General features: G+C 61.9%; 24 protein-coding genes. 12 read left to right on the top strand and 12 right to left on the bottom strand.

Annotation, left to right across the window (positions count from 1 at the left end):
- Positions 1-25: 25 nt before the first annotated feature.
- Entirely contained in the window at positions 26-295 is a 270-nt protein-coding gene (locus LB535_RS14555) for a DUF2282 domain-containing protein (protein ID WP_140700495.1), read from the bottom strand.
- Between the two features lie 232 nt (positions 296-527).
- A complete protein-coding gene (locus LB535_RS14550; protein WP_224632699.1) occupies positions 528-1,538 on the bottom strand; it encodes a patatin-like phospholipase family protein in 1,011 nt (336 codons plus the stop codon).
- Positions 1,539-1,594: 56 nt separating this feature from the next.
- On the opposite strand from LB535_RS14550, the gene LB535_RS14545 reads away from it, so the two are divergent.
- From LB535_RS14545 to LB535_RS14520, 6 genes are all read left to right on the top strand, one after another.
- Positions 1,595-1,873: a hypothetical protein gene (locus LB535_RS14545; RefSeq protein ID WP_224549146.1), complete on the top strand. Its 279-nt coding sequence runs from the start codon at positions 1,595-1,597 to the stop codon at positions 1,871-1,873.
- A 181-nt stretch (positions 1,874-2,054) separates the two neighbouring features.
- On the top strand, positions 2,055-2,330 hold the full coding sequence (locus LB535_RS14540) for a hypothetical protein (RefSeq protein ID WP_224523767.1): 276 nt from the start codon (positions 2,055-2,057) through the stop codon (positions 2,328-2,330).
- Between the two features lie 205 nt (positions 2,331-2,535).
- The gene (locus LB535_RS14535) at positions 2,536-3,447 is read left to right on the top strand and encodes a LysR family transcriptional regulator (RefSeq protein ID WP_224632698.1); all 912 of its coding nucleotides are present in this window, start codon (positions 2,536-2,538) and stop codon (positions 3,445-3,447) included.
- A gap of 192 nt (positions 3,448-3,639) precedes the next feature.
- A complete protein-coding gene (locus LB535_RS14530; RefSeq protein ID WP_224632697.1) occupies positions 3,640-4,122 on the top strand; it encodes a cupin in 483 nt (160 codons plus the stop codon).
- An 89-nt stretch (positions 4,123-4,211) separates the two neighbouring features.
- Complete coding sequence (locus LB535_RS14525) at positions 4,212-5,414, top strand: MFS transporter (protein WP_224632696.1); 1,203 nt, start codon at positions 4,212-4,214, stop codon at positions 5,412-5,414.
- Between the two features lie 42 nt (positions 5,415-5,456).
- On the top strand, positions 5,457-5,921 hold the full coding sequence (locus LB535_RS14520; RefSeq protein WP_411966504.1) for a DUF302 domain-containing protein: 465 nt from the start codon (positions 5,457-5,459) through the stop codon (positions 5,919-5,921).
- Positions 5,922-5,973: 52 nt separating this feature from the next.
- Here the strand turns inward: LB535_RS14520 and LB535_RS14515 are convergent, their stop codons facing one another.
- Complete coding sequence (locus tag LB535_RS14515) at positions 5,974-6,885, bottom strand: LysR family transcriptional regulator (RefSeq protein ID WP_224632695.1); 912 nt, start codon at positions 6,883-6,885, stop codon at positions 5,974-5,976.
- A gap of 242 nt (positions 6,886-7,127) precedes the next feature.
- On the opposite strand from LB535_RS14515, the gene LB535_RS14510 reads away from it, so the two are divergent.
- The 5 genes from LB535_RS14510 (at position 7,128) to LB535_RS14490 (ending at position 12,722) form a co-directional block, all read left to right on the top strand.
- Entirely contained in the window at positions 7,128-7,910 is a 783-nt protein-coding gene (locus LB535_RS14510; RefSeq protein ID WP_224632694.1) for a 3-hydroxybutyrate dehydrogenase, read from the top strand.
- A 22-nt stretch (positions 7,911-7,932) separates the two neighbouring features.
- Positions 7,933-9,084 carry a patatin-like phospholipase family protein gene (locus LB535_RS14505; RefSeq protein ID WP_224632693.1) on the top strand — a complete coding sequence of 384 codons (1,152 nt, stop codon included), beginning with the start codon at positions 7,933-7,935 and terminating at the stop codon, positions 9,082-9,084.
- A gap of 33 nt (positions 9,085-9,117) precedes the next feature.
- Positions 9,118-10,512 (top strand): NAD(P)/FAD-dependent oxidoreductase, encoded by a 1,395-nt coding sequence (locus tag LB535_RS14500; RefSeq protein ID WP_224632692.1) that lies wholly within the window; start codon positions 9,118-9,120, stop codon positions 10,510-10,512.
- An 18-nt stretch (positions 10,513-10,530) separates the two neighbouring features.
- On the top strand, positions 10,531-11,877 hold the full coding sequence (locus LB535_RS14495) for a dihydrolipoyl dehydrogenase family protein (protein WP_224632691.1): 1,347 nt from the start codon (positions 10,531-10,533) through the stop codon (positions 11,875-11,877).
- 140 nt (positions 11,878-12,017) lie between these two features.
- A complete protein-coding gene (locus LB535_RS14490) occupies positions 12,018-12,722 on the top strand; it encodes a peroxiredoxin-like family protein (protein ID WP_224632690.1) in 705 nt (234 codons plus the stop codon).
- Here LB535_RS14490 and LB535_RS14485 read toward each other — a convergent pair.
- From LB535_RS14485 to LB535_RS14475, 3 genes are all read right to left on the bottom strand, one after another.
- Positions 12,706-13,611 (bottom strand): LysR family transcriptional regulator, encoded by a 906-nt coding sequence (locus tag LB535_RS14485; RefSeq protein WP_140847209.1) that lies wholly within the window; start codon positions 13,609-13,611, stop codon positions 12,706-12,708. The genes LB535_RS14490 and LB535_RS14485 overlap by 17 nt on opposite strands.
- A 266-nt stretch (positions 13,612-13,877) precedes the next feature.
- Entirely contained in the window at positions 13,878-14,573 is a 696-nt protein-coding gene (locus tag LB535_RS14480) for a GGDEF domain-containing protein (protein WP_224632689.1), read from the bottom strand.
- Positions 14,574-14,882: 309 nt separating this feature from the next.
- A complete protein-coding gene (locus LB535_RS14475; RefSeq protein WP_224632688.1) occupies positions 14,883-15,587 on the bottom strand; it encodes a thermonuclease family protein in 705 nt (234 codons plus the stop codon).
- A 205-nt stretch (positions 15,588-15,792) separates the two neighbouring features.
- Here LB535_RS14475 and LB535_RS14470 point away from each other — a divergent pair, with 205 nt between their 5' ends.
- A complete protein-coding gene (locus LB535_RS14470; RefSeq protein ID WP_224632687.1) occupies positions 15,793-16,329 on the top strand; it encodes a hypothetical protein in 537 nt (178 codons plus the stop codon).
- A 28-nt stretch (positions 16,330-16,357) separates the two neighbouring features.
- On the opposite strand, the gene LB535_RS14465 is transcribed toward LB535_RS14470, so the two are convergent.
- From LB535_RS14465 to LB535_RS14440, 6 genes are read right to left on the bottom strand one after another with little or no spacing between them, the layout of a single operon-like run.
- Entirely contained in the window at positions 16,358-16,915 is a 558-nt protein-coding gene (locus tag LB535_RS14465; RefSeq protein WP_224632686.1) for a hypothetical protein, read from the bottom strand.
- Positions 16,912-17,505: a L,D-transpeptidase gene (locus LB535_RS14460; protein ID WP_224632685.1), complete on the bottom strand. Its 594-nt coding sequence runs from the start codon at positions 17,503-17,505 to the stop codon at positions 16,912-16,914. Before LB535_RS14460 ends, LB535_RS14465 begins: the two co-directional genes overlap by 4 nt.
- Positions 17,492-18,661 carry a CpaE family protein gene (locus LB535_RS14455; protein ID WP_224632684.1) on the bottom strand — a complete coding sequence of 390 codons (1,170 nt, stop codon included), beginning with the start codon at positions 18,659-18,661 and terminating at the stop codon, positions 17,492-17,494. The genes LB535_RS14460 and LB535_RS14455 overlap by 14 nt, the downstream gene beginning before the upstream one ends.
- Positions 18,652-19,236 (bottom strand): TadE/TadG family type IV pilus assembly protein, encoded by a 585-nt coding sequence (locus LB535_RS14450; protein ID WP_224632683.1) that lies wholly within the window; start codon positions 19,234-19,236, stop codon positions 18,652-18,654. Before LB535_RS14450 ends, LB535_RS14455 begins: the two co-directional genes overlap by 10 nt.
- A 41-nt stretch (positions 19,237-19,277) precedes the next feature.
- Positions 19,278-19,784, bottom strand: coding sequence for a TadE/TadG family type IV pilus assembly protein (locus LB535_RS14445; RefSeq protein ID WP_224632682.1), 507 nt, complete (start codon positions 19,782-19,784; stop codon positions 19,278-19,280).
- Between the two features lie 4 nt (positions 19,785-19,788).
- Positions 19,789-21,282 carry a pilus assembly protein TadG-related protein gene (locus LB535_RS14440; RefSeq protein ID WP_224632681.1) on the bottom strand — a complete coding sequence of 498 codons (1,494 nt, stop codon included), beginning with the start codon at positions 21,280-21,282 and terminating at the stop codon, positions 19,789-19,791.
- Position 21,283 lies beyond the last annotated feature (1 nt).

Genomic DNA, 21,283 nt, shown 5'->3' with positions numbered 1-21,283 from the left:
CTGATTGCTCGAGGTGGAAAGTCGGCTAGGCCTTGGGCTTGTCGCTGCCCCCGGAAATCTTCGCGCAGCTGCCGGCCGGCACGTAGAGCCAGGAGTCGGGCTGGTTGTCGGCGGTGGAAGTGCCGGCGCATGAATGCGTCGCGGTCTGGCAGTCGTTCTGGCCTGCCTTGACGACGCCGTAGCACTTCTCGAAGGCGAAGCCGGGCTTGGCGGCGGGGCCGCTATATGCCGCCGTGGCGGCGAGCGAGGTGGCGGCCGCGAGGGCCGAGCCGATAAGGGTCTTGGTGTTGATCACAGGCTTGTCTCCTGGTTGGCGTTTCGACGGAAAGACCGGCCCTGAGGCCCGTCTGCAGATCAGTTTCCACGATCGCCATGCCGAGCTGAAATGCTGTCTCGGCATGGAATTGATAAGCGGGCCACGATGTGCCGAGGGCGGCGCGAAAAGGCCCTCCGGCCGGGAACCGGAGGGCCTGGCGCCTGCATTCGGGAGTATGCGAAGCAGGCGCGGCTAGGCGGGAGGAAAGCGCCTAGATGTATTGGGTTCTGCAGTCGCTGGGCGGGCGCTCGTCGGTGCTGGAAAGATCAGCGGCAAGCCAGTCTTCGGCACATTGCCGTCCCCTGTCACGAATGTCAGTCAGCTCGCCCCAATCGATCCAGGGCCTCACAAGCAGCGGAGCTCCAGCTCGATAGTGGCTGTCGAAGATGCTGTGAACCGGGGCGCATCCGGTCACGCATTGGGTGGCGCCGGGGCTGCGATCCCGACAGCGCGCCATGAATATCGACGGCTTGCCGCTGACCATCACACGATGGCAGGCTCCGATCGATGCCGCAGGCGGCAATTGCGAGATGTCGCCGTCGCCCCAATAGAGATCGCCATCGATCTCAATGGCCGGCGAAAGGAACGGAACAGCCGCTGCCGCCACGATTGCGTTTATCGACAACTGTTCGTCCGAGAATATTTTCGCCGCATCTGTGCGGGCGTTGACGGCCACGACGCGCAGCCTCACCGGGCAGTCTTCGTCGCGGATAGGCTGAAGGTCGATCGACTGTTCCAGCATCGATCTAAGCAGGCTCGTTCTGTCGATGGCGAACATCGAGGCATGGCTGACGCGCCGCCAGAAATTGGCGAGTGCCGTCCGCGCGCCGCGCCTTCCGCCGACGGTCAGCCCATAAGCAAAGACCGCCGCCTGCATCGCTGCAAAGCCCGACGCGGTAACGCCGCTCACGCTGCAGTTCGGCTCGTCCAGCAGCCGATCGAGCACACCCCAGACGAAAGCGGCATGCGCGTCGTTTGCCAGCACGATGTCGATCGTCCGGCCCTCGACATTAGGATCCGTCACTGACGTGATAAGATCCGTCGCTGACCTGATCGATTGGACTGTGCTCACTGCGGACTGGGCAAGCATGGCCTGGTCTCCATCCCAAGGTCGCCAGCAAGGGCGATTGGAGAGAGACTGCCGCATCTTCTTGTTCAGCCGAAATGCCAAGGTGGCATGAAGTCCATAGGCAGATTGCATTGCTGGCCCCGCGCGCGACAATCTTCATCCCGATCAGGCTGGCGCCGTTGCCGGAGCCGCGCCTGGAAGGGAGATGAATGATGAGAAGACAACTTGCCTGTGTGGCTGTGCTTGCCGTTTGTCTTGGCGTGAGCCCGGCGTCCGCCGACCCGTTCAGCGACCTCGCTGCATTCCCGACCTTCTATGCAGACTCCACGATGAAGACGATGAAACCGATGGCCGGGTTCAGGAAGGCCTGGTTTGCTCTGTCAAAGCATGACCGGGTCAAGATGACGAAGGCGTGCAACGACCCGGCGATGCGCAAACCCCACGCACAATACTGCGCCAACGTGCTTGTTTTGGGCGGAGCCAATTAGCGGCGCACGCCCGGAATGCAGAACCGGCATAAACCCCATTCGCAGATGGCATTGGCGAATTGAGCGCCGGATGAAGCAAGGTCCACCTCGGCAAGCGGGAACAATAGAGTTCCAAAATGCTGCCGGTCATCAACGCAGTCGTCAAAGGGGCGATTGCACAACTCCGGAGAAGGATCCCACCATGAATATCAAAGCCATCTGCATCGGCGCATTTGCACTTTCCATGCTCGGCGGCGCTGCGTTCGCCGGCGCGCTCGACGAGCCGTCCAACATGCAGCCCTTCTTCACCGACGCCAGCATGAAGACGATGAAGCCCAAGGCTGAATTCAAGGCCGCCTGGGACGCGATGTCGAAGGACAAGCAGGGCGCGATGATGAAGGAGTGCCAGGATGCGGCGATGAGCAAGCCGCACGCCGAATTCTGCGCCAACCTCCAGGCGCTCGGCGGCGCCAACTGAGCGCTCGACAACCGTTTCGGGCAACATCGGACGGCGGCACGATGGCGAGCAGCTTGCTCGCCATCATCCTTTTGAGAAAGCGAGGGCATTCGCCGGAAGCTCATCATGACCGATTGCTATCGACTTTATACCCCCCGTGCATTGGCGTGATGGAATGCATTGCGGCAGGGTTCGAGCCTGCAGATGCAGTTGAGGGACGACCCGCATGGACATACATCACATTCGCTATTTCCTGGCCGTCTGCGAGACCCGGAATTTCACGCGCGCAGGCGAGAAGTGCAACGTTAACCAGCCGGCGCTCTCGCGCGCCATCCAGCAGCTCGAGGATGAGGTCGGCGGACTGTTGTTTCGCCGCGAGCGGAATCTGACGCACCTCACCGATTTGGGCGCTTTGCTCCGCCCCAGATTTCAGCAGATCCTCGATGAGGTGACCGGCGTTCGCCAGGAGGCGTCGAGATTCCTTTGCCTGGAGAATGCAAATCTCAAGGTTGGCGTGATGTGCACGATCGGTCCGCGGCGGTTTACCGGGCTGCTGACGGACTTCAACCGGCGCCAGCAGGGCATCCAGCTGCAGCTTGTCGAGGGGGTCCCGACATCCCTGTCGCAGTTGCTGGAAGCGGGTGAGATCGATGTCGCCATCATGGCGTCGAGCAACAGCTTTCCGGAGAGGTTCGATGTCACGCCCCTCTACCGCGAGCGGTTCGTGCTCGCGTTTCCCAACGGGCACCGGCTGGCCCGAAACGACAATGTCGCCATCTCGGAGCTCGACGGCGAGAACTATCTCAGGCGCCTGAACTGCGAGTATCGCGACTATCTTGCGGGCCTTTGCAATGAACGTGGGGTCAAGCTCAGGATCTCCTACGCCAGCGAACGCGAAGACTGGATTCAAAACATGGTCTCCGGCGGGCTGGGTATCTGCTTCATCCCGGAATTCAGCGCCGTCATCCCGGGATTGCAGATCAGGCCCGTCATAGATCCGGAGGTCTGGCGAGAGGTATCGCTTGTCGTCGTAGCCGGGCGCCGGTTCTCGCCGGCCACATCGACTTTCGTCAACAGCGTCAAGGCGCACAGCTGGCCGGAAAGCGGCATCGATCTGGTTAGGAAAACGGCTGCATAGCAAGTCGAAGAAAAGAACCGACGCCATGATCTATGTCGTGGCGCGGATTGCTGCGCCGGTATGATGATCGACGATAGTTTTCAGGTATCGATTTAAGAGCCAGTCAGCATTTCTCTTTCGAGGAGCCTCCGGTCACTCTCCTCGTCATGCCCCGCCTCCCGCGATTGGGCACCGACAAAGGAGAAATACGAGATGGCTACCAAGAAACTCAACCTTGCCTTCGCGCTGGGCATGCTGTCCGCGACCGCTGCATTTTCCGCGGCCCCGGCTTTCGCAGGCGACTGCCCTGCCGGCCAAGCCGCCACCACCGATGTCCAGGAACATCCAAGCAAGCCGGTCGGCGTGATCGACACGGTGCTTTCCGCAATCGATCTGAGCAGCAAGGGCGAAGCCTGGAAAGGCAACATGCTGCGCCTTCGCAAGCTCGTCGTTCAGCCCGGCGGCGTCGTGCCGTGGCATGAGCACAATGTCCGCCCTGCCAACATTATCGTCGTCGAAGGCTCGATCACTGAATACGCCAGCACCTGCAAGGTCGGCATCGAGCATCCGGCCGGCGACGCGACCGCCGAGTTCGGCCAGCTCGCCCACTGGTGGAAGAACAACGGCAAGGTTCCGGCCGTCCTCTATTCCGCCGACGTCCTGCCGCCGGCGATGCATGAAGACCACATGATGTAAGCCGCTCGCCGCGGTGAAGATATCCCGGCATCAGAAACCAAAAACCCGTCCTCGGGCGATTGCCTGAGGACGTGGCAACGGAGCCTGTCATGACGACCAGTGAGCATTCCGAACCGACGCGGCTTCGCATGGCGGCCGCGGATAGCTGGCGCTTCGGCCTGATCGCGCTGATTGCGTTCCTGACACTCGTCGATCTGTTCGCCACCCAAGCCATCCTGCCGTCGCTGGTGGTGAAATTCGGCGTCAGCCGCGCCACCATGGGCTTTGCCGTCAACGCCAGCACCTTCGGCATGGCGGTGGCCGGGATTGCCGTCGCTCTCTTTGGGCGCGGCATCGACCGCCGCAACGGCATCTGGATCAGCCTGGCCATCCTGGCGATCCCGACGACGCTGCTGTCGCAGACGGACAATATTGTGGTCTTCGCGCTGCTGCGCGTGGTGCAAGGCCTTTGCATGTCGACTGCGTTCACGCTCACCATGGCCTACCTGGCGGAGCATTTTTCGGCACGGCAGACGACGAGCGCGCTTGCGGCCTATGTGACGGGGAATGTTGCCAGCAACTTTTTCGGCCGGTTGATGTCGGCGGCTGTCGCCGACACGTTCGGCATCTCCACCAACTTTCTGACCTTCGCCGCGCTTAATCTGCTCGGCGCCGCCCTTGTCTGGTTCACGTTGCAAAAGACCTCGGCAATGATGCCCGCCGACGCCGAGGGTCAGCCCGCCCGCGGCGCCTGGAAAGCCCCGTTGCGGAACGCCGAGCTGCGTGCCTGCTTTGCGATCGGCTTTTTGATCCTGTTCGTCTTTATCGGCACGTTCACCTATGTGAATTTTCAGCTTGTCGCGGTGCCGCTTTCGCTGACCCCCATGGCGCTTGGCGCAGTCCATTTCGTCTTTTTGCCATCAATGCTGACCACTCCGCTCGCCGGGCGCGTGGCCTCAGGCCTTGGCCCGAGAATGGGGGTGGGCGCGACGCTTGGGCTGGCGATCATCGGTTTGCTTCTGCTGCTCGTACCCAGCCTTCCGGTCGTCCTCGCCGGGATGGCGCTGGTCGCCGTCGGCACCTTCCTGGCTCAAGCGATAGCCACAGGACATGTCAGCCGGACCGCGTCGCGCGATCGCGCCGCCGCGAGCGGCATCTATCTCGCGTCCTACTACGCGGGCGGGCTCGCCGGCAGCTTCCTCATCGGACAGATCTACGACCGTGTCGGTTGGACCGCATGCGTGATCGTGCTGGTCGCGGTTCTCGCCAGTGCGATCGCGATCGCGCGCGTGCTGCAAACGCCGAAGGCCTGAGACCTGAAATCGAAACTTAGTTGTCCAACCAAGGAGACCGACATGACCAATCATCTCAAAGCTCTGTTTGCAGGCGCAGCCATGCTGATGTTTGCTGCCCTCCCGGCTGCGGCTTCGGACGGCGTCGTCACCGTCAAGAGCGACTATTCCGTCGCTGAAACCGTCGCCCGCATCAAGAAGGACGTGCTCAAGAAAGGCATCAAGTTCTTCGGCGTCATCGACCAGGCTCAGCTTGGCAAGAATGCGGGCAACGACGTCAGGCCGTCGCGGCTCGTCATGTTCGGCAATCCGGCGCTCGGCACCACCTTCATCACCTCCAATCCCGAAGCCGGGCTCGACTGGCCTGTGAGAGTGTTGGTTTACCAGAGCGCCGACGGCTCGGTGTACGCCGCCTACAGCGATTTCGACTGGATCGCCAAGCGGCACGGCATCACCGACCGCACCGCGCAGTTCAAGATGGCGACGGAAGTCATCCAGTCGGTGACCTCAACCGTCAAGAAGAACTGAATGCGGAAAAGCATTGCCCGGCATGCAAAGCACGCTGCCTTGCCCGGCAACCCTATTCGGCGGCGGACAACGCTTTAGCCCGCTCGCCGAACCATTTCTTCTGCGTGGCCTCTCGCACCAATGCGCCGACCGCGGGCGAATGCCTGCGGCCGCGCACCGTGACGAGATTGACCTCCCGCCAGAATTCCGGCTCCGTGATCGGCAGAGGCACCACGCCAGGATGCTTGGCGGTATGCTCGGGCATGAAGCCGAAGCCGAGCCCGGCGGCGATCATCGCCAATGTCCAGTCGTCACGATCGCTCCAGTATACCGGGCTGACCGTGACGCCTTGTTCGGCAAGGATGGCATCCGCGTAGCCGGCGAACTCGCAATTGTTGCGGTGGATATAGCTTTCGTTGCTCATATCCTTCACCCGCACCGCGCGCTGATTGGCAAGGCGATGGGTCAGGTGAACAGCCATCACCATCTGCTCCTGGAAAAGCGGCAGGGCGTGCACTTCTTCGTCGGGGGCGTCTGAAGGCAACGCATAGATGGCAGCCTCGAGCTCACCCTCGATCAGCCTTCTCCTGAGGCTTACCGCGTCCGCATCGCAAAGATGCAGCTCGACGCCAGGGTGGTGCGCGCGCACGGCCGCGATGAGCTCGATGATCTCGTCCGGAGCGATGGTGCTCATGATGCCGACCTTGAGCGGCATCTTCTTCAGGCTCACATATTGCTCGGCAATCTGCTTTGCCTGGCGAGAGTTCTCGAAGACTCCCTCGAGATAGGTCTCAACCATGCGGCCGAGCTCGGTGAGGTGAGTGAAACGGCGCTCACGGTGGAAAAGCGGCCCGCCGAATTCATCTTCCAGGAGTTTGATGGCGCGCGACAGCGCCGGCTGCGTGACATTGCACTGCTCGGCCGCCCGCGTGAAATTCAGTTCCTTGGCGACGGCCAAGAAGTATCGGACCTGGCTGATCTCCACTGCACGCTCCCTCACTGGACGTGCATACGGCACGGCCCGGGTGCCATGCAATCTTACTAGCTGCCCTGACGTCAAACAACCCGAGCGGTCGATCGACCTCCACAGCCGACGATCTGACCGTCATCTATCGAATCCATGTCTCAACGGCATTTCCGCAGCTTGCGGCGGTTCACCATACTCATCGTCAGATCCAGAGCCGGCCCGCACCCCGTCGCTCATAGCGCAATCGGAAGGACAAGACGATGCTCAAAGGCAAGACAGCGCTCATCACCGGTTCGACCAGCGGCATCGGGCAAGGCATTGCCGAAGCCTTCGCGGCCGAGGGCTGCAACATCGTTCTGAACGGCTTTGGCGACGCCGCCGAGATCGAACGCCTGCGGGCCAAGCTTGCGGCCGATCATCAGGCCGCCGTTCGATACGACAATGCCGACATGAGCAAGGGCGACGCCATCACGGCGATGATGGACAAAGCCATCGCCGAGTTCGGCGCCGTCGACATACTGGTCAACAACGCCGGCATTCAGCATGTCGCGCCGATCGACGACTTCCCGATAAAGAAATGGGAAGCGGTGGTGGCGATCGATCTCATGTCTTCATTCTATACGATCCGGCGCGCCTTGCAGGCGATGAAGGCGCGCAAATGGGGCCGCATCATCAACGTGGCCTCGGCGCACGCGCTCGTCGCGTCGCCCTATAAATCCGCCTATGTCGCTGCCAAGCACGGTGTCGCCGGCCTGACCAAGGCCGTCGCGTTGGAGGTTGCCGAACAGGGCATCACGGTCAACGCCGTTTGCCCCGGCTACGTGCTCACGCCGCTGGTCGAGAAGCAGATACCGGATACGGCCAAGGCGCGCGGCATCACCGAAGAGCAGGTTATCAAGGATGTTCTGCTGGCAGCGCAGCCGACCAAGCAGTTCGTCACGGTCGAGCAGGTTGCCGCGCTTTGCCTGTTCCTGGCTTCGGACGACGCGGCTTCGATCACCGGCGCCGTGATGCCGATCGAAGGCGGCTGGACCGCTCACTAGACCCGCACGAGGAGCGAAGGCGATGAACAAGATCACGCAAAACCTGTCCGCCCCGCAAGCAGGACCGGCGATAGGCCACCAGGGCGAAGTCAAGCGTCAGACCGTTCTTGTCCTTCAAGGCGGCGGCGCGCTCGGCGCCTACCAGGCCGGCGTCTACCAGGCGCTGGTCGAGGGCGGCATCGAACCGGACTGGGTCATCGGCACGTCCATCGGCGCCATCAACGCCGCGCTGATTGCTGGAAACCAGCCCGGCGAGCGTCTCGCCAGGCTGCAGGAATTCTGGGACAGCGTCAGCCGCAGCAGTCCGTTCGACGAGTTTTTCCGGATGATGGTTCCAAGCAACATCTTTGCCAATATGGGCACGGTGATGCGCGGCATCCCGGGGTTCTTCGAGCCGAACCCAAGCGCCATGTTCGGAGTCAACCGCGAGGTCGGTGTCGAGAACGCATCCTATTACACCACGGATCCGCTCAAGAGGACGCTCAGCAATCTGATCGACTTCGACTATCTCAACGGGCGCCACACGCGGCTGACGGTCGGCGCGGTCAACGTCAACACCAGCGAGCTCAAATATTTCGACACGCGCGAGATGATCCTGTCGGCGGCACATGTCATGGCGTCGGGCGCCTTGCCGCCGGCGTTTCCAGCAGTCTGCATCGACGGCGAGCCCTATTGGGACGGCGGCATTTATTCGAACACGCCCATCGAGGTCGTGCTGGATGAGCGCCCTCGGCGCGACGCGCTGATCTTTGCCGTCAACATGTGGCAGCCCCGCGCCAACGAGCCGAAATCGATCTGGCAGGTCATGGGGCGACAGAAGGACCTTCAATATGCCAGCCGCGGCCGGAGCCACGTTGCACGGCAGGAGCAACTGCATCGGTTGCGGCATGTCGTGCGCGAACTGGGAAGGCTCGTGCCGGAGGAGCGTCGCGAGGATCCGATGTTCAAGGAGCTCGCCTCCTATGGCTGCCCGTCGGTCATGCATCTCGTTCGCCTGCTTTCGCCGCGACTGGACGGCGAGGACCACACCAAGGACATCGACTTCACCCGCTCGGGCATACGCACGCGCTGGCAGGCAGGATACGAGCATGGGCAGCGCGTCCTCGCTGACAAGCCCTGGGAATGCGAGGTCGACATGCTGCAAGGCATCGTGATCCACGAATCCCAAGAGTGACGTGCCGCGCCGAGCAAGATACGGAGACCACCGATGCAGATTGTCACCCCCGGCATGCGGTTGATCCCGGAAGCCGTGCTCGCCAACAATGCTGCGCTGTTCCGCACGATCCCGGAGACTCCCTCGCACGCGGACAAGTCATTGCACCGCGTGATCATTGTAGGCGGTGGCGCGGGCGGCCTGGAACTGGCGACGCGCCTCGGCCGCAAGTTCGGCAACCGGCGGCTTTCCGTCACGCTTGTCGACCGAAACCGCACCCATATCTGGAAGCCGCTGTTGCATGAGGTGGCATCCGGCGCCTTGAGCGCATCACACGATGCGGTCGAATACATCGCCCATGCCAGCCGCCACGGCTACCGATACCGCATTGGCGAGGTCGTCGGCATCGATCGTGCCAAACGCCAGGTTTTCGTTGCGCCCAGCTTCGACGATGACGGTCGCCAGATCATCCCGCCGCGCGTTCTGGGCTACGACACGCTGGTCATGGCCGTTGGCAGCGTGACCAATGACTTCGGCACGCCGGGCGCCGCGCGCCATGCCATTTCGCTCGACACCGCGGAACAGGCCGCCCGCTTCAACAAGCGCATGATCGATGCCTGCCTGCGCGCCAATGCGCAGTATGAGCAGCTTTCGCCCGGTCAGCTCCATTGCGTCATTGTCGGTGCCGGCGCCACCGGCGTCGAGCTGGCAGCGGAACTTCACAAGTCGATGCGCGAGATTGCGTCACATAATCTCGACAACATCGATTTCGAAAGGCTGATCCGCATCACCATCGTCGAAGCCGGACCGAGGATCCTGCCTGCGCTGCCTGAGCAGATGGCGCGCGCCACGGCACGCTTGCTGATCAAGTTGGGTGTGCAGATACGCTGCGGGATCAAGGTCACTGAAGTGACCGAAGACGGTATACGGCTCGGCGACAAGCTCTTTGTGCCTGCCGAACTGGTCGTCTGGGCCGCCGGTATCAAGGCGCCGGATTTCCTGAAGGGTCTCGAAGGTCTCGAAACCGATCGCATCAACCGCCTGATCGTCGATGAAACCTTGCGCACGGTCGCAGACGAGAATGTGTTCGCGATTGGCGACTGCGCGAACTGCGTTCTCCCGGGCGAAGAAAACGCCTTGCCGCCGCGCGCCCAGACAGCGCATCAGCAGGCTCACCACATGGCCAAGGTGATTGCGGCGCGTCTCGCGGAGCGGGCCCCACCGGCGTATCGCTACCGCGACTATGGTTCCCTCGTCTCACTCGCCGACTACGGTGCGTTCGGCAGCCTGATCGGGGGACTGAAGATCGAAGGTCTCGTTGCAAGGCTCGTCTATCGCTCGCTGCACAAGATGCATCTCAAGGCGGTGCACGGCCTGGCGCAGACCACGCTGGCTTCGATCGGCGAGATGATCGTCAAGCGCGCCAGACCGCGCATCAAGCTTCATTAGAGCGGCGGAGGCGATGCGATGGAAAAGTATGACGTCGTGATCCTGGGCGGCGGCAATGCTGGAATGGGCGTGACGGTTGCGACACGCGCCGCCGGACTTTCCGTCGTCATGATAGAGGCTCGCGATCTTGGCGGCACCTGTCCCAATCGCGGCTGCACGCCGAAGAAGGTGCTGGTCGCGGCAGCCCACGCGCTCGACGAGATCGCGAGGGCCGGCGATCATGCAATAAGGATCGAACCGCCGCGGCTAGATTGGCGAGGCTTGATCGAGCGGGAAAAGGACATCATCAAGGATATCCCGTCCCGATTGTCCGGTTTGATGGCCAAGCGAGGCGTCGACGTCATCTACGGCGAGGCCGCATTTGTCGCCAGCAACGCCATCCGCGTCGGCAGTCGAGAATTCGAGGCCAGGAACATCGTCATCGCCACCGGCTCGAAGCCGCGCCCTATGCCGATGCCCGGCTCGGAATTCCTGACGACATCCGACGATGTGCTGAGCGATCCGACGCTGCCTCGCGCCGTGGTGTTCATTGGCGGTGGCGTTATCGCTTTCGAGCTGGGTCACGTCTATGCGCGCGCCGGCGTCGAAGTCACCATCCTAGAGGCGCTGCCGCAGCTTCTGGGAAGCTTCGACGTGGATGCCGTTGCTCAGCTCCTTGGCGAGAGCGAGCGCCTGGGTATCAGCATCCATACCAAGGCCTGGGTCAAGAAGATCGAGGAGGTCGACGGGCGACTGCGGGTGAGCTTCGCGAAGGATGGCGCCGAATACCGGGTGGACGCAGATCGGGCCGTCAATTGCGCCGGGCGCGTTGCCAATGTCGAGGGCCTCGATCTCGGCGCTGGCGTCATCGTGCATCGCGAAGGCCGCATCGAGATCGACGATCATCTGAGGTCCCGTTCCAACCCGGACGTCTATGTCTGCGGCGACGCGGTCTGGAATTCTCCGCAGCTTTCGCCGATAGCGACCTACGAGGGCGGCATCGTCGGGCGCAATATCGTCGACGGCCCGAAACATCGGCCCGACTACGGTCACATACCTGCCTCGCTCTACAGCATTCCGGCCGTGGCAACCGTCGGTTTGACCGAGGCCAAGGCGAGGGAACGCGGCTTCATCATCAACGTCCGCTCGAACGACATGCAAGGCTGGCTTTCGGCCAGGACTTACGCCGAGCCGGTAGCGTGGTCGAAGATCATCGTCGAGGAAACGACAGACAGGATCCTTGGGGCTCACCTGGTCGGCCATGCCGGCGAAGAGCTGATCCACATATTTGCGCTCGCGATGAGGCACGGCATCACGGCACGAGAGCTGTCTGAGATGGTCTGTGCTTTCCCGACCTTCACGGCGGATATCAGGAACATGATGTAACGCGTCGCCTCGGGTCAGCGAAGAAGACACAGATCTGGCATGTGTCGATGCAGGTGGGGCATCAAATCCATGCAGGAAAAACATGGCAACTGCCGAGGGGTTACGGTGATAGGCTGTGTGCGAGGTATGAAAGTGCAGACATGGCCGCCGACGACCAGGCAATGACATTCGAGCAGTCCGTGCAGGCAGCCATCGAGCTTGATGCGCCTCTCAATGAACGGCTGGCGGTGGTTGCCGCGGCGGTCCGCCGCCTAAACTCGGAGTTTGCGGACGCTGTAGATCGACTGGTGGAACGCCTGGAGAATCAGGGTGCCGGAGCGGCGGCGCCAAAGCCCGGCGATGTCATGCCGCCATTCCTGCTGCCTGACGACGAAGGCAGGCTGGTTGGCCTGGCCGACATCCTGCTCCAAGGGCCTGCTGTGATCACCTTCCAGCGCGGGCATTGGTGCCCTTACTGCCGTTTGAACGCGATCGGCATCGTCGAAGCGCAGCAGGAGATCGCGGCATTGGCCGGGCAAATCGTGGCGATCATGCCCGAGCGAGGCAAATTCGCCAGGGCGATGAAGGCCGCGGTTGGCGCAAGCTTCCCCTTCCTGACCGATATGGACAATGGCTACGCCCTGTCTCTTAACCTGGCAATATGGATCGGAACCGAAATGGAGCGGTTGATGGGCGTTGCCTATGACCTCCCAAGCTACCAGGGCAACTCCAGCTGGTTCCTGCCGATCCCGGCCACATTCGTCGTCGGAACCGACGGGATCATCACCGACCGCTTCGTCGATCCGGACTACCGCCGTCGCATGGACATCGACGACCTGATCGCGGCGCTCAGGCGGGCTCGCTGACGCCAAAGGATGACCAGTCGGCCGCTCTCAAGAGATTGAGCAGCGTCGTCGCGACAGGTGCGCGCTGCCTGCCGGCGACCGCATAAACCGACACGATCCGCGAGACGTCCAGATCGCGAAGCTTGAGCCGGCGGATGTTCGAGGATCGCGGTGCAGTAAGCGAGACAAAGCCAACTCCGGCATTGGCCTCAAGCAGCGCAAGGAGATCCTGATCGGTCTCGACTTCATGCGCGGTCCGGGGAGTATACCCTTTAGCGGAAAGACAACGCGCTAGTTCCTCGCTCGTCTCCCAATCGATCCGGCTGAGCACAGGTTCGGCGGCGAGCTGAGCCAGCGCGACATCAGCCTCATTTCGCCGGGCGAGCGGGTGATCTGAATTTACCGCGAGTTCGATCCCTTCCTGGAACAGAGGCCATACGTCCAGGCGGTCCCAAGCCTGTCCAAGGGGGCCGGCAATCGCCAACTCTACTTCACCGCCCTTTAGCGCCTCGATCACAGCCGCCGGCGAGCCACGGTGGATTTTGAGATGCACACCGGGATAGGCCCGAAAGAGCTCGGTGAACGGCGAAACCAGCAGCGCAATGTTGATACTGTTCGAAATGGTCACATTGAGCGGCGCAACATCGCTGCTTTGCACAGCCTTGGCCAATGACTTGGCGGAAGTGGCCGCGTCATAGCATTGTTGCAGCAAGGGCAGCATCCGCCGTCCAAGTTCCGTCAGGTGCGAGTGCTGACGCTCTCGCCGGAGGAGCTCGCCACCGAGTTCTTCTTCAAGCGTCTTGATCGCGCGCGTAAGCGCCGGCTGAGTGACGTTGCATTCCTCGGCCGCTCTGGTGAAGTTCAACGTGTTGGACAGGGCCAAGAAATAGCGGACCTGCTGCATCTCCATGAATTTTCGCCCCCTTCAGCGAAATTCGATTTCTTCAGGAACAGCTAATTCGCGGCCATGCTAGCGGAAATCCAAGCAAGGTCGAGGGGTGATTTGCTGGGGTTTGCCCGCAAGACAATTGTCCAGCAGGGTCACCTTGGTCGGTCGTCACAATGCTAGAAAATATAGTGTAAAGTATTGTTTTTATTGAATTAGCGGAAGTTCAATCCTCTCGCAGCACCGGCTTTCCGAAACATCTGGTGGGCGTGTCGGGCGATCGCGCCGGCTCAGTTGGTGACATGCGACAGCCGCAGGCCGGCTTCGTCCGGGATCTCGGCCATGCCTTCCTCCGCGAAGCGGAACATGTCCTCGAAATCCAGCTCCCGCTCGAAAATGACGCCGCCGACTTTGATCGCAAGCACGTCCTTGTCGCCTTTCGGCGCGAAGTAGATCTCGCCGACCGTGCCGCGAATGCGCTCGCCGACGTCCTTGGCGTCCTCTTCGCTCGCGCCCGGCAGGAAGACGCCGAACATCGAGGTTCCGATCCGGCCGATCAGATCGTCCTTGCGCACCGCGGACCGGATAGCCGATGCGATCAGCCGCAAGGCCTCGTCGCCCCATTCGAGACCGAAGCGCAGGTTGATCGATGCCAGATGTTCCGGATGGATGACCAGAAAGGCGCCGGAGCGCGGTCCGGCTGGTTTCGCCGCCCTCCTGTCGACCATCGAGGTGAACACCTTGCCGTTCAGGCAGCCGGTCAGTTGGTCGTAGGTGCCGGATCTGGTGAGTTCCTGCCGGTAGCGGCGGATCTCCACCTGTTGCCAGCCGAGCAGGGCAAACAACGGCAGACCGATGACGATCGGCACGATGATTGCCGTAATTGCCCCGCGGCCGAATGGCGTGAGGCTGTCGCTGAAAAGCAGCAGGTAGTTCAACCCGAGCGAAAGCGCGACGCAGGCAGCGGTGCCAAGCGCGGCCAGCAAGATGAGGTGCCTCCACGTTTGAACCGGCGCGGTCGGTGTTTTCGCAGTCAAGGGCCAATCTCCTGTTCGACGTATGGCATACAGGAGGTCCGTTACGATTTCGGTGTCAGGGAAACGTACAATTTGATGCAAGTCGGCATGTTCTCCATGGCAAGCGCCGGATCCGGCACACCGGCGGCCGCGGTCGGTGGCTGACGACGTGCCAGGTCGTCGGCCCAGTCCAGGTTTTAGAAGTGCTGAACCGCCCTGACCATTCTGCTTTCACGCAAGTGCGCGAGGGGAGCGGCCACCGGCTTTCCCGCGGCAGCACTATTGCGGTGGGCCGAAAATGCCCATCCGGGCGGTTCTCGCCACCACCTCCGCCTTGCCGTAAATGCCGGTGGGAGCGGCCATCGCCCAGCCGTTCGAAACCAGCCAGGCGCCGACATCCTGCGTGCCGAGCGCGCAGGGCGCGGCGATGGCAAAACGGTCGACGTCCGGCGGCAGGAAGCATTTCAGCGCCCGCCCGCGCAGCCAGGCGTTGAAGGCGGCCCGCGCCCGCTGGCCGCAGGGCCAGGCGGTGTCGTCGAACATGCAGGTCCTGTCGGGGCTTATGTCGACCGTCCCGCTGATGGCGACGGTGCGTCCCATGGCTTCGACGACCGCCGAGGAGGTCGCGACGGGACGGAAAAGCAGCGTCTCGCGCCAATCCTGCGGCATAGGCGTCTGCGGCCGCGGCGCAAGTCCGAGCTCGCTAAGCGGAGGACGCGGTTCGATGCGCTCGATCCCGGATCGGTCGAGCGGCGGCGGCGCAATGAGGTCCTCGGCGATCTTGCGCGCCGGCCGGCCTGGCCGCGCGTCATGGATCGGACCATGGAAGGCCGGCTTCAGGTCGCCGGCGTCCTGAGCCGGTGCGATCGAAGTGGGCGGCAGCAGGCGGCCGCCCTCGACGATCAGCATCATGCCTGCGAGCAAACCGAGACCGCCGAGCGCTGACGCCAGCAGCGGGCGGCCGGACGCGCTCACCTGGTTCACGCGTGGACCCTCGCGGGATCGTGCCGATAGCCGGCGGTGCGGCCCGAGCGCGACCCGTTAGCTCCTGTCGACATGGCGCCACCCCCGACCGCTGAATCGGACCATACATTAGATGTGAGCGACATTCCTTGAAAAGCAAGGCGTTGCGTTAAGTCTCGCGCAACCAATGCGGCCTAGAATCGGCCATCGGATGTCGAGGGATGACATGATGCGCAAGCCGATACTGCTTTTTGCCTTTCCGGCCTTGGTGCTCATTCTGCTGGCGGCCGAGCGAGCGGCGGCGCTGCTTCTCGGCTTCTATCCGGCGAGCCCCGCTGCGTGGCACGCCTGGCTCGAGCTGCGCCCATTCTCGACCATGTTCTGGCAGCAGGTGCACGTCTATCTCGGCGGATCGATGGCGCTCGATGCGGCCGTTATCGTCCTGGCGGCAGGCGCCTGCTGGATGATTTGCCAGGCAAAAAGGTCCGCCGGCTTCTTCCTCGCCAATCACGCCGCGCTGATCTTCGCAGGCAAGATGATGGCGCTGAGCAGCAGTGCGGAAACGGCAAGCACCATTGCCGCCTTCACCATACCGAACGGCCTGCACTTCTCGCTCATGCTCGACTTCAGCTTGAAGAACAGCCTAGTGCTGTGCCTTGGTCTCGCGGCATGCGCCTACTGCCATGTCGCGTTTCTGCGCGAGGCAAAGTTGCGTGCCGAAGCCCGCGCTGTCCGCATGCTTGCGCTGCAGCGCGATCTGTAACCTGCCGGTCTAGGCGAAGACCGCCTGCTCAGTTGATCTTCTTGTAATAGACCTTGCCGTCGGGCTGCTGGATGCGCTGGTAGGACGGGTTGGGCCCCGGAGGCGCGGCCTTGCGCTTGAACGCGGTCTGCCCGTCTCCGGCGCCAGCGTCTTCGTCGGCCGCGGACGCATCCGCCACCGTGGTGTTGTCGAGCAGGGCAGGCTCGGCCGCGCCGGGCGCCGGCTCGCTGGCGGCGACGGGCTGGCCTTGCTCAAGCTTGGCGATATTGCCGTTGATCCGGCCGAAATTCGCCTGCAGCTGGCGGTCCAGCGTCTCGAACCGGCTCTGGAAACCGTTGTTGACGGTGTCGATGCGCGCGCCGATCCGCTGCTCGAACTGGCCGAGCTGTTCCAGCCGCGCCTCCATCGTCTTCAAGTCACTGACGCCGCGATAGAGATAGACCGCGGCCGTCACATTGACGACGGTGACGAGCAACGCACCCACCGCGACGACGCCGATCAGCCTGGCCCGGCTGGGCTTCCCCGGAGCGGCTTCCCTATGACCGAGTTCGATTGCCGGAACGTCCGGCTCGCTGATCATCGTCATTCAACCACCACCTTTGCGCCCACCGCGACGCGTTTGAAGAGATCGATCACATCGGTGTTCGTCAGCCGGAAGCATCCGGACGTGCCGTCGAAACCGACACCCTTGGGATCGTTGGTGCCATGGATGCGATAGAGCGTGTCGCGCCCGTCGCGCGACAGATAAAGCGCCCTGGCGCCGAGCGGATTGTAGGGACCGGCCGGCACCATCGCCGGCAGCTCCGGCCGGCGCGCGCGCATTTCCCTGGGCGGGCGCCATTCCGGCCATTCGGTCTTGGAAGCGATTTTGACAGTTCCGGTCCAGCCGAAGCCGTCGCGGCCAACGCTGATCTGGTAGCGCAGCGCATGCCCCGCTGCGGTCACCAGATAGAGCGCCTTCTCGTTTTTGCGGATGACGATCGTGCCGGGCTGCTCACGGGTCTCAAAGGCGACCGCCTTGCGCAGGCTCGGCCCCATGGCCGGCAGCGGCGGCAAGGCCGATCCGGCCTTCGCAGCATCGCAGCCCAGCGCCACCACGACGCCGATCAACAAGGCACCGACCAGGCCGGGGTTGCCGCCGCGCGCTTTTCCTGCCCTGGAGCTAGCGCTGGGCATTGTCCAGCCGCTCCTTGAACATGCGTTTCAGGTCCTTGTTGAAGCGCGCGCGTCCGTCCACCTCGGAAGGCAGGATGGCGCGGTTCAGCGCGTCGGCCAGGAGTGCGTTGTCCAGCGCCAGCGACTTGATGTGCGGCGCCTTGAAGATCTTCTCCAGCTCGCTGCGCGAGAAGTGGTTGCCGAACCATTTGCGCTTATGCTTGTTGGCGACCAGCGTGATGCTGACCTTGTTGCCGCGCAATTCGCGGATCTTCTTGTAGAGCCGCTTGCCTTGCCTGAGCGAAGCGACGTTGAGCTCGAAGACGATGAATATCTCGTCGCTCGTGCGCAGCACCGAATCGTGCCACGGCGTCTCGATGTTGGGCAGGTCGATGACGATGTCGTCGAAGCGGTAGGCGACGAGATCGAGCAGCCGGAAGACGAAGTCGGAACCGCGCGGCTCGAACGGCAGTTGCGGCCGCTCGAAGGAATAGAGCGTCAGGCCGGAAGGCCGCGACAACTTGATGACATCCATCAGCTCGACGTCGAGCCGGTCCGGCTGGCCGATGATGCCGGAGAGGTCGAACTGGTTGAACTGGTTGAGATAGGCGCCGCAATTGGCGCTCTGGAAGTCGAGGTCGACGAGGCAGGTCGAGGCCGCCCGCTCGGCCGATTTCGAGGCGAGATACTCGGCCGCCGAGATCGCCAGCGTGGTGGCGCCGGCGCCGCCGCTGGCGGCAATGAAGGTGACGATGCGGCTCTTGGTGCCCTGGCTGCCGGTGTCGTGGAAGGTGACGGCGTTGAGCAGCTCCTTGGCGTCGAGCGGCTTGTGCAGCCAGTCGGACGCGTTCATGCGCACAAGAACGCGCGTCTGCTCGGAGGTGAGCTCGTCGGAGATCGCGATCAGCGGCACCGAGGTCCAGGCCGCGCGCGCCTCGACGATTGCCGGATTGCCGAGCAGCTCGCCATTGGCCAGATCGAGGATGATGATGCCGGGCCGGCTGTCGACAGGCGGTCCTTTGAGGAACTCCGCCGCATCCGAGACCTTGACGTCATAGATCGCCAGCGCATCGAGCCGCGTGGTGACATCGCGCTTGAAATTCGCATCGCCGGAAAACAGCGCCACCTGCTTGCGCTTGGTCGGGAGGACTCTCGTGTCGATGGCATTCATGGCCATGTGCTCTTCATGTCTTCGCCCGTGACCGTGCTCAGCATGGAGGGCATGGTGATGTTGTTGAACCCGAGCAATGCGCCCAGGAAGAAAAACTGGAATTGATGATTGACGATGCTGACGGTGATTGTCGGAACAGGCCCGCCGGGGCGCGTCCAATAACCGAGACCGGAAGCGGTGTATTCGATTCTGACTTGGGATTTTTCTAGGGTAGGGAGGAAATCATGCATGCCAGCACGACTGCTGCTGCCATCATAAATGAAATCAAAGAGTGTCTGATCGGCACATGTGTTGCCCGATTGGCAGTTGGTACCCGTGCACGATGCCGCTCCCGCGGAACTTGCGGTGCAAACGTAATCATAAGTGCCGGCCGGCACGGCAACGCCAACGAGAGCTACATTGGTTTGCGTTGTAGTCTCTGACGACAAGGCGGTGGCAATCGGCGTGGAAATTTGTGCTAGCCTGGCGCCAGCCTGCACCGCCTTGCTTGCCGCATTCCATTGATAGAAGGCGTACCCAAGATCGACAAAGCCAAGCAGAAGGGTCAACAGAAGCGGCATAACGATGGTCGCTTCGACCATTGTTGCTCCGGACCGGTCTGTCCAAAATTTGCTGCGCGGCATCACCATCCGAAGACACGCTCCTGGTGCATCACCGTGATGTTCAGGTTGTCGAAGCCGAGATAAGTCCACAGGCCGAGATCGTGGTCTGGGGAGTACGGATAGGACATACTGACCGCCACCACATCGACCGTGCTCTTGCTGCTAAGATAGAGTTCGGTGTTGGGAGTGGTGGTCGTATCGACCGCAGCCGTCGAAGTCTTGGTGATTCCGACTTGCGTCGGGATCCATCCGCTCAGCCGAGGGTTACCGCCACTGACCACGCCATTGGCTGCAAGATTTTGAGCGCGCCCCTTGCAAGTATCCCAATCGCTGCTGCAGCGCGCCATGTAGCGGGCCGCATCCTCAACACCTGCTTCGAGAAGCAGGCGTTTGTTAAGGACATTGGAGAATTCAAACACGCCGGCCGATAGCAGCAGAACGAAAGGCGTGACGATCGCCATTTCGACCAGCGCCGTGCCGTTCTCGTCACCTCCGAACCGCGCAATGAACTGACGAAGCTTGGTCATGGGATCACCGGTAGAGCTGGGCTTCGTTCCGGAGAGCCTTGTCGAGGGTGCCGTTTCCCTGCGGACCATCGACATCGACGATTTCGAGGCTAATTGGCATCTCGGCACCCGTGCCGTCGGGGTCGTCGTTTGGATTGACCTTTGAAATTGGAGCGTTCAGGAAAACGCTCGCATAGCCGTCAGGCTTGAGTTGCGTGTGGCCATTGATCTTGGCGGCATTGGCGAGGCAATCGACGATGGCCAGATTAATCAGCCTGCGGTCAGGATCTAACGTCGGGTTGTCGCCCTTGAAGCACGACGGGGTTCCCCTCTCATTCGTCGGGCCCTTCGATTTGTCGCCGACAAGGCCGTTGGCGATCTCATACTTGTAGACATCGTATCGAGATGCTGGCTGGGTCAGAGATGTCGGATGGCTTGTGCTTGGTACATTCGGGACGGACGCGCCCTTGTGGTTGACGCTCCAATACTGAGAATAAAAAGTCGAAGCATTGGTAATCTTGTCAGAATACCCGTTCGTGGAGTTGTAATTGGCTCCAGGAGGGAGCGGCAGTGCGGATCCATCAGTTACTGGATCGTACTTGTTGCACGTATTGCTCTTTTGCCCTTTGCGAACGTTGGTCGCGGGTCGGAAATTCCAATCTTTGTTGTATTTGTTGAGCGAGCCGCTGTAGAGGTCGAAACGCGTGTTGAGACCGGCACTGACCTGACCCAAGGTGACGCCGGTTTTGGTCGTGAGCGCATTGCGATTGTAGCAAGTGCCTGCAGTGCCCATCGCGATGGCATCGCGCAGCGATTGCAGATTATTGTCAAGTAGGCCGAAATTGCCTGGACCGGGATTACTATCGACCTTGAGTATCCGGAACTCTCGACTGTAGGTATTCCCAGATGCGAAGGCTTGCTGGATTGTTTGGCTGGTAGCCGGTGTTGTCGTCTCGAATGGATTGCACATGAAGACCGGCACGGTCTCGCAGATCGACTGTTCGAAGCCCGCCACAGCCGTCGCACTAACATTGAAGGAGTCGCTGCTTGCGCTGCTGATATACGAAACCGGAAAGATGGCATCGAAGCCGACTGGCGTTACGGTTACTTGAACGAAAATGGCGTTCTTGGCGTCGGTAACCTCATCGGTAATCACGTCCGCAGCTCTGATCGCCGTGTCATCGGAGGGCGGGATAGATCTTAAATAACGACGGTTGACGCCGGCTCTAGCCAACACGACTGGCACAGCGTCCCCTTGCGCAAATTGATACTTGTTGGAAACGAGATTTGCCAAGGCTCGATCAGCGCGCGTGATGCTATCAGCCCGTCCGTCCAGTTCGCCGGCTGCCGCCAGAGCCATCGCGTCGGCGCCCTTCTGCAGATCATTGTGCAGACCGTTGGCGCGGCTCATGTCGATGGCCAGCAATGCAAAGCCGACCAGAACCGGCAGCATGATGGCAACAAGGATCATCGCTATACCGCGCTGATCGTCCCAGAATTCACGAATGGTCCTCAACATG

Origin of the sequence: Mesorhizobium sp. CA10, assembly GCF_020165285.1 — a bacterium.
Lineage (GTDB): Bacteria > Pseudomonadota > Alphaproteobacteria > Rhizobiales > Rhizobiaceae > Mesorhizobium.
Note: the sequence above shows the minus strand (reverse complement) of the source record. Positions and strands in the feature narration are given on the sequence as shown.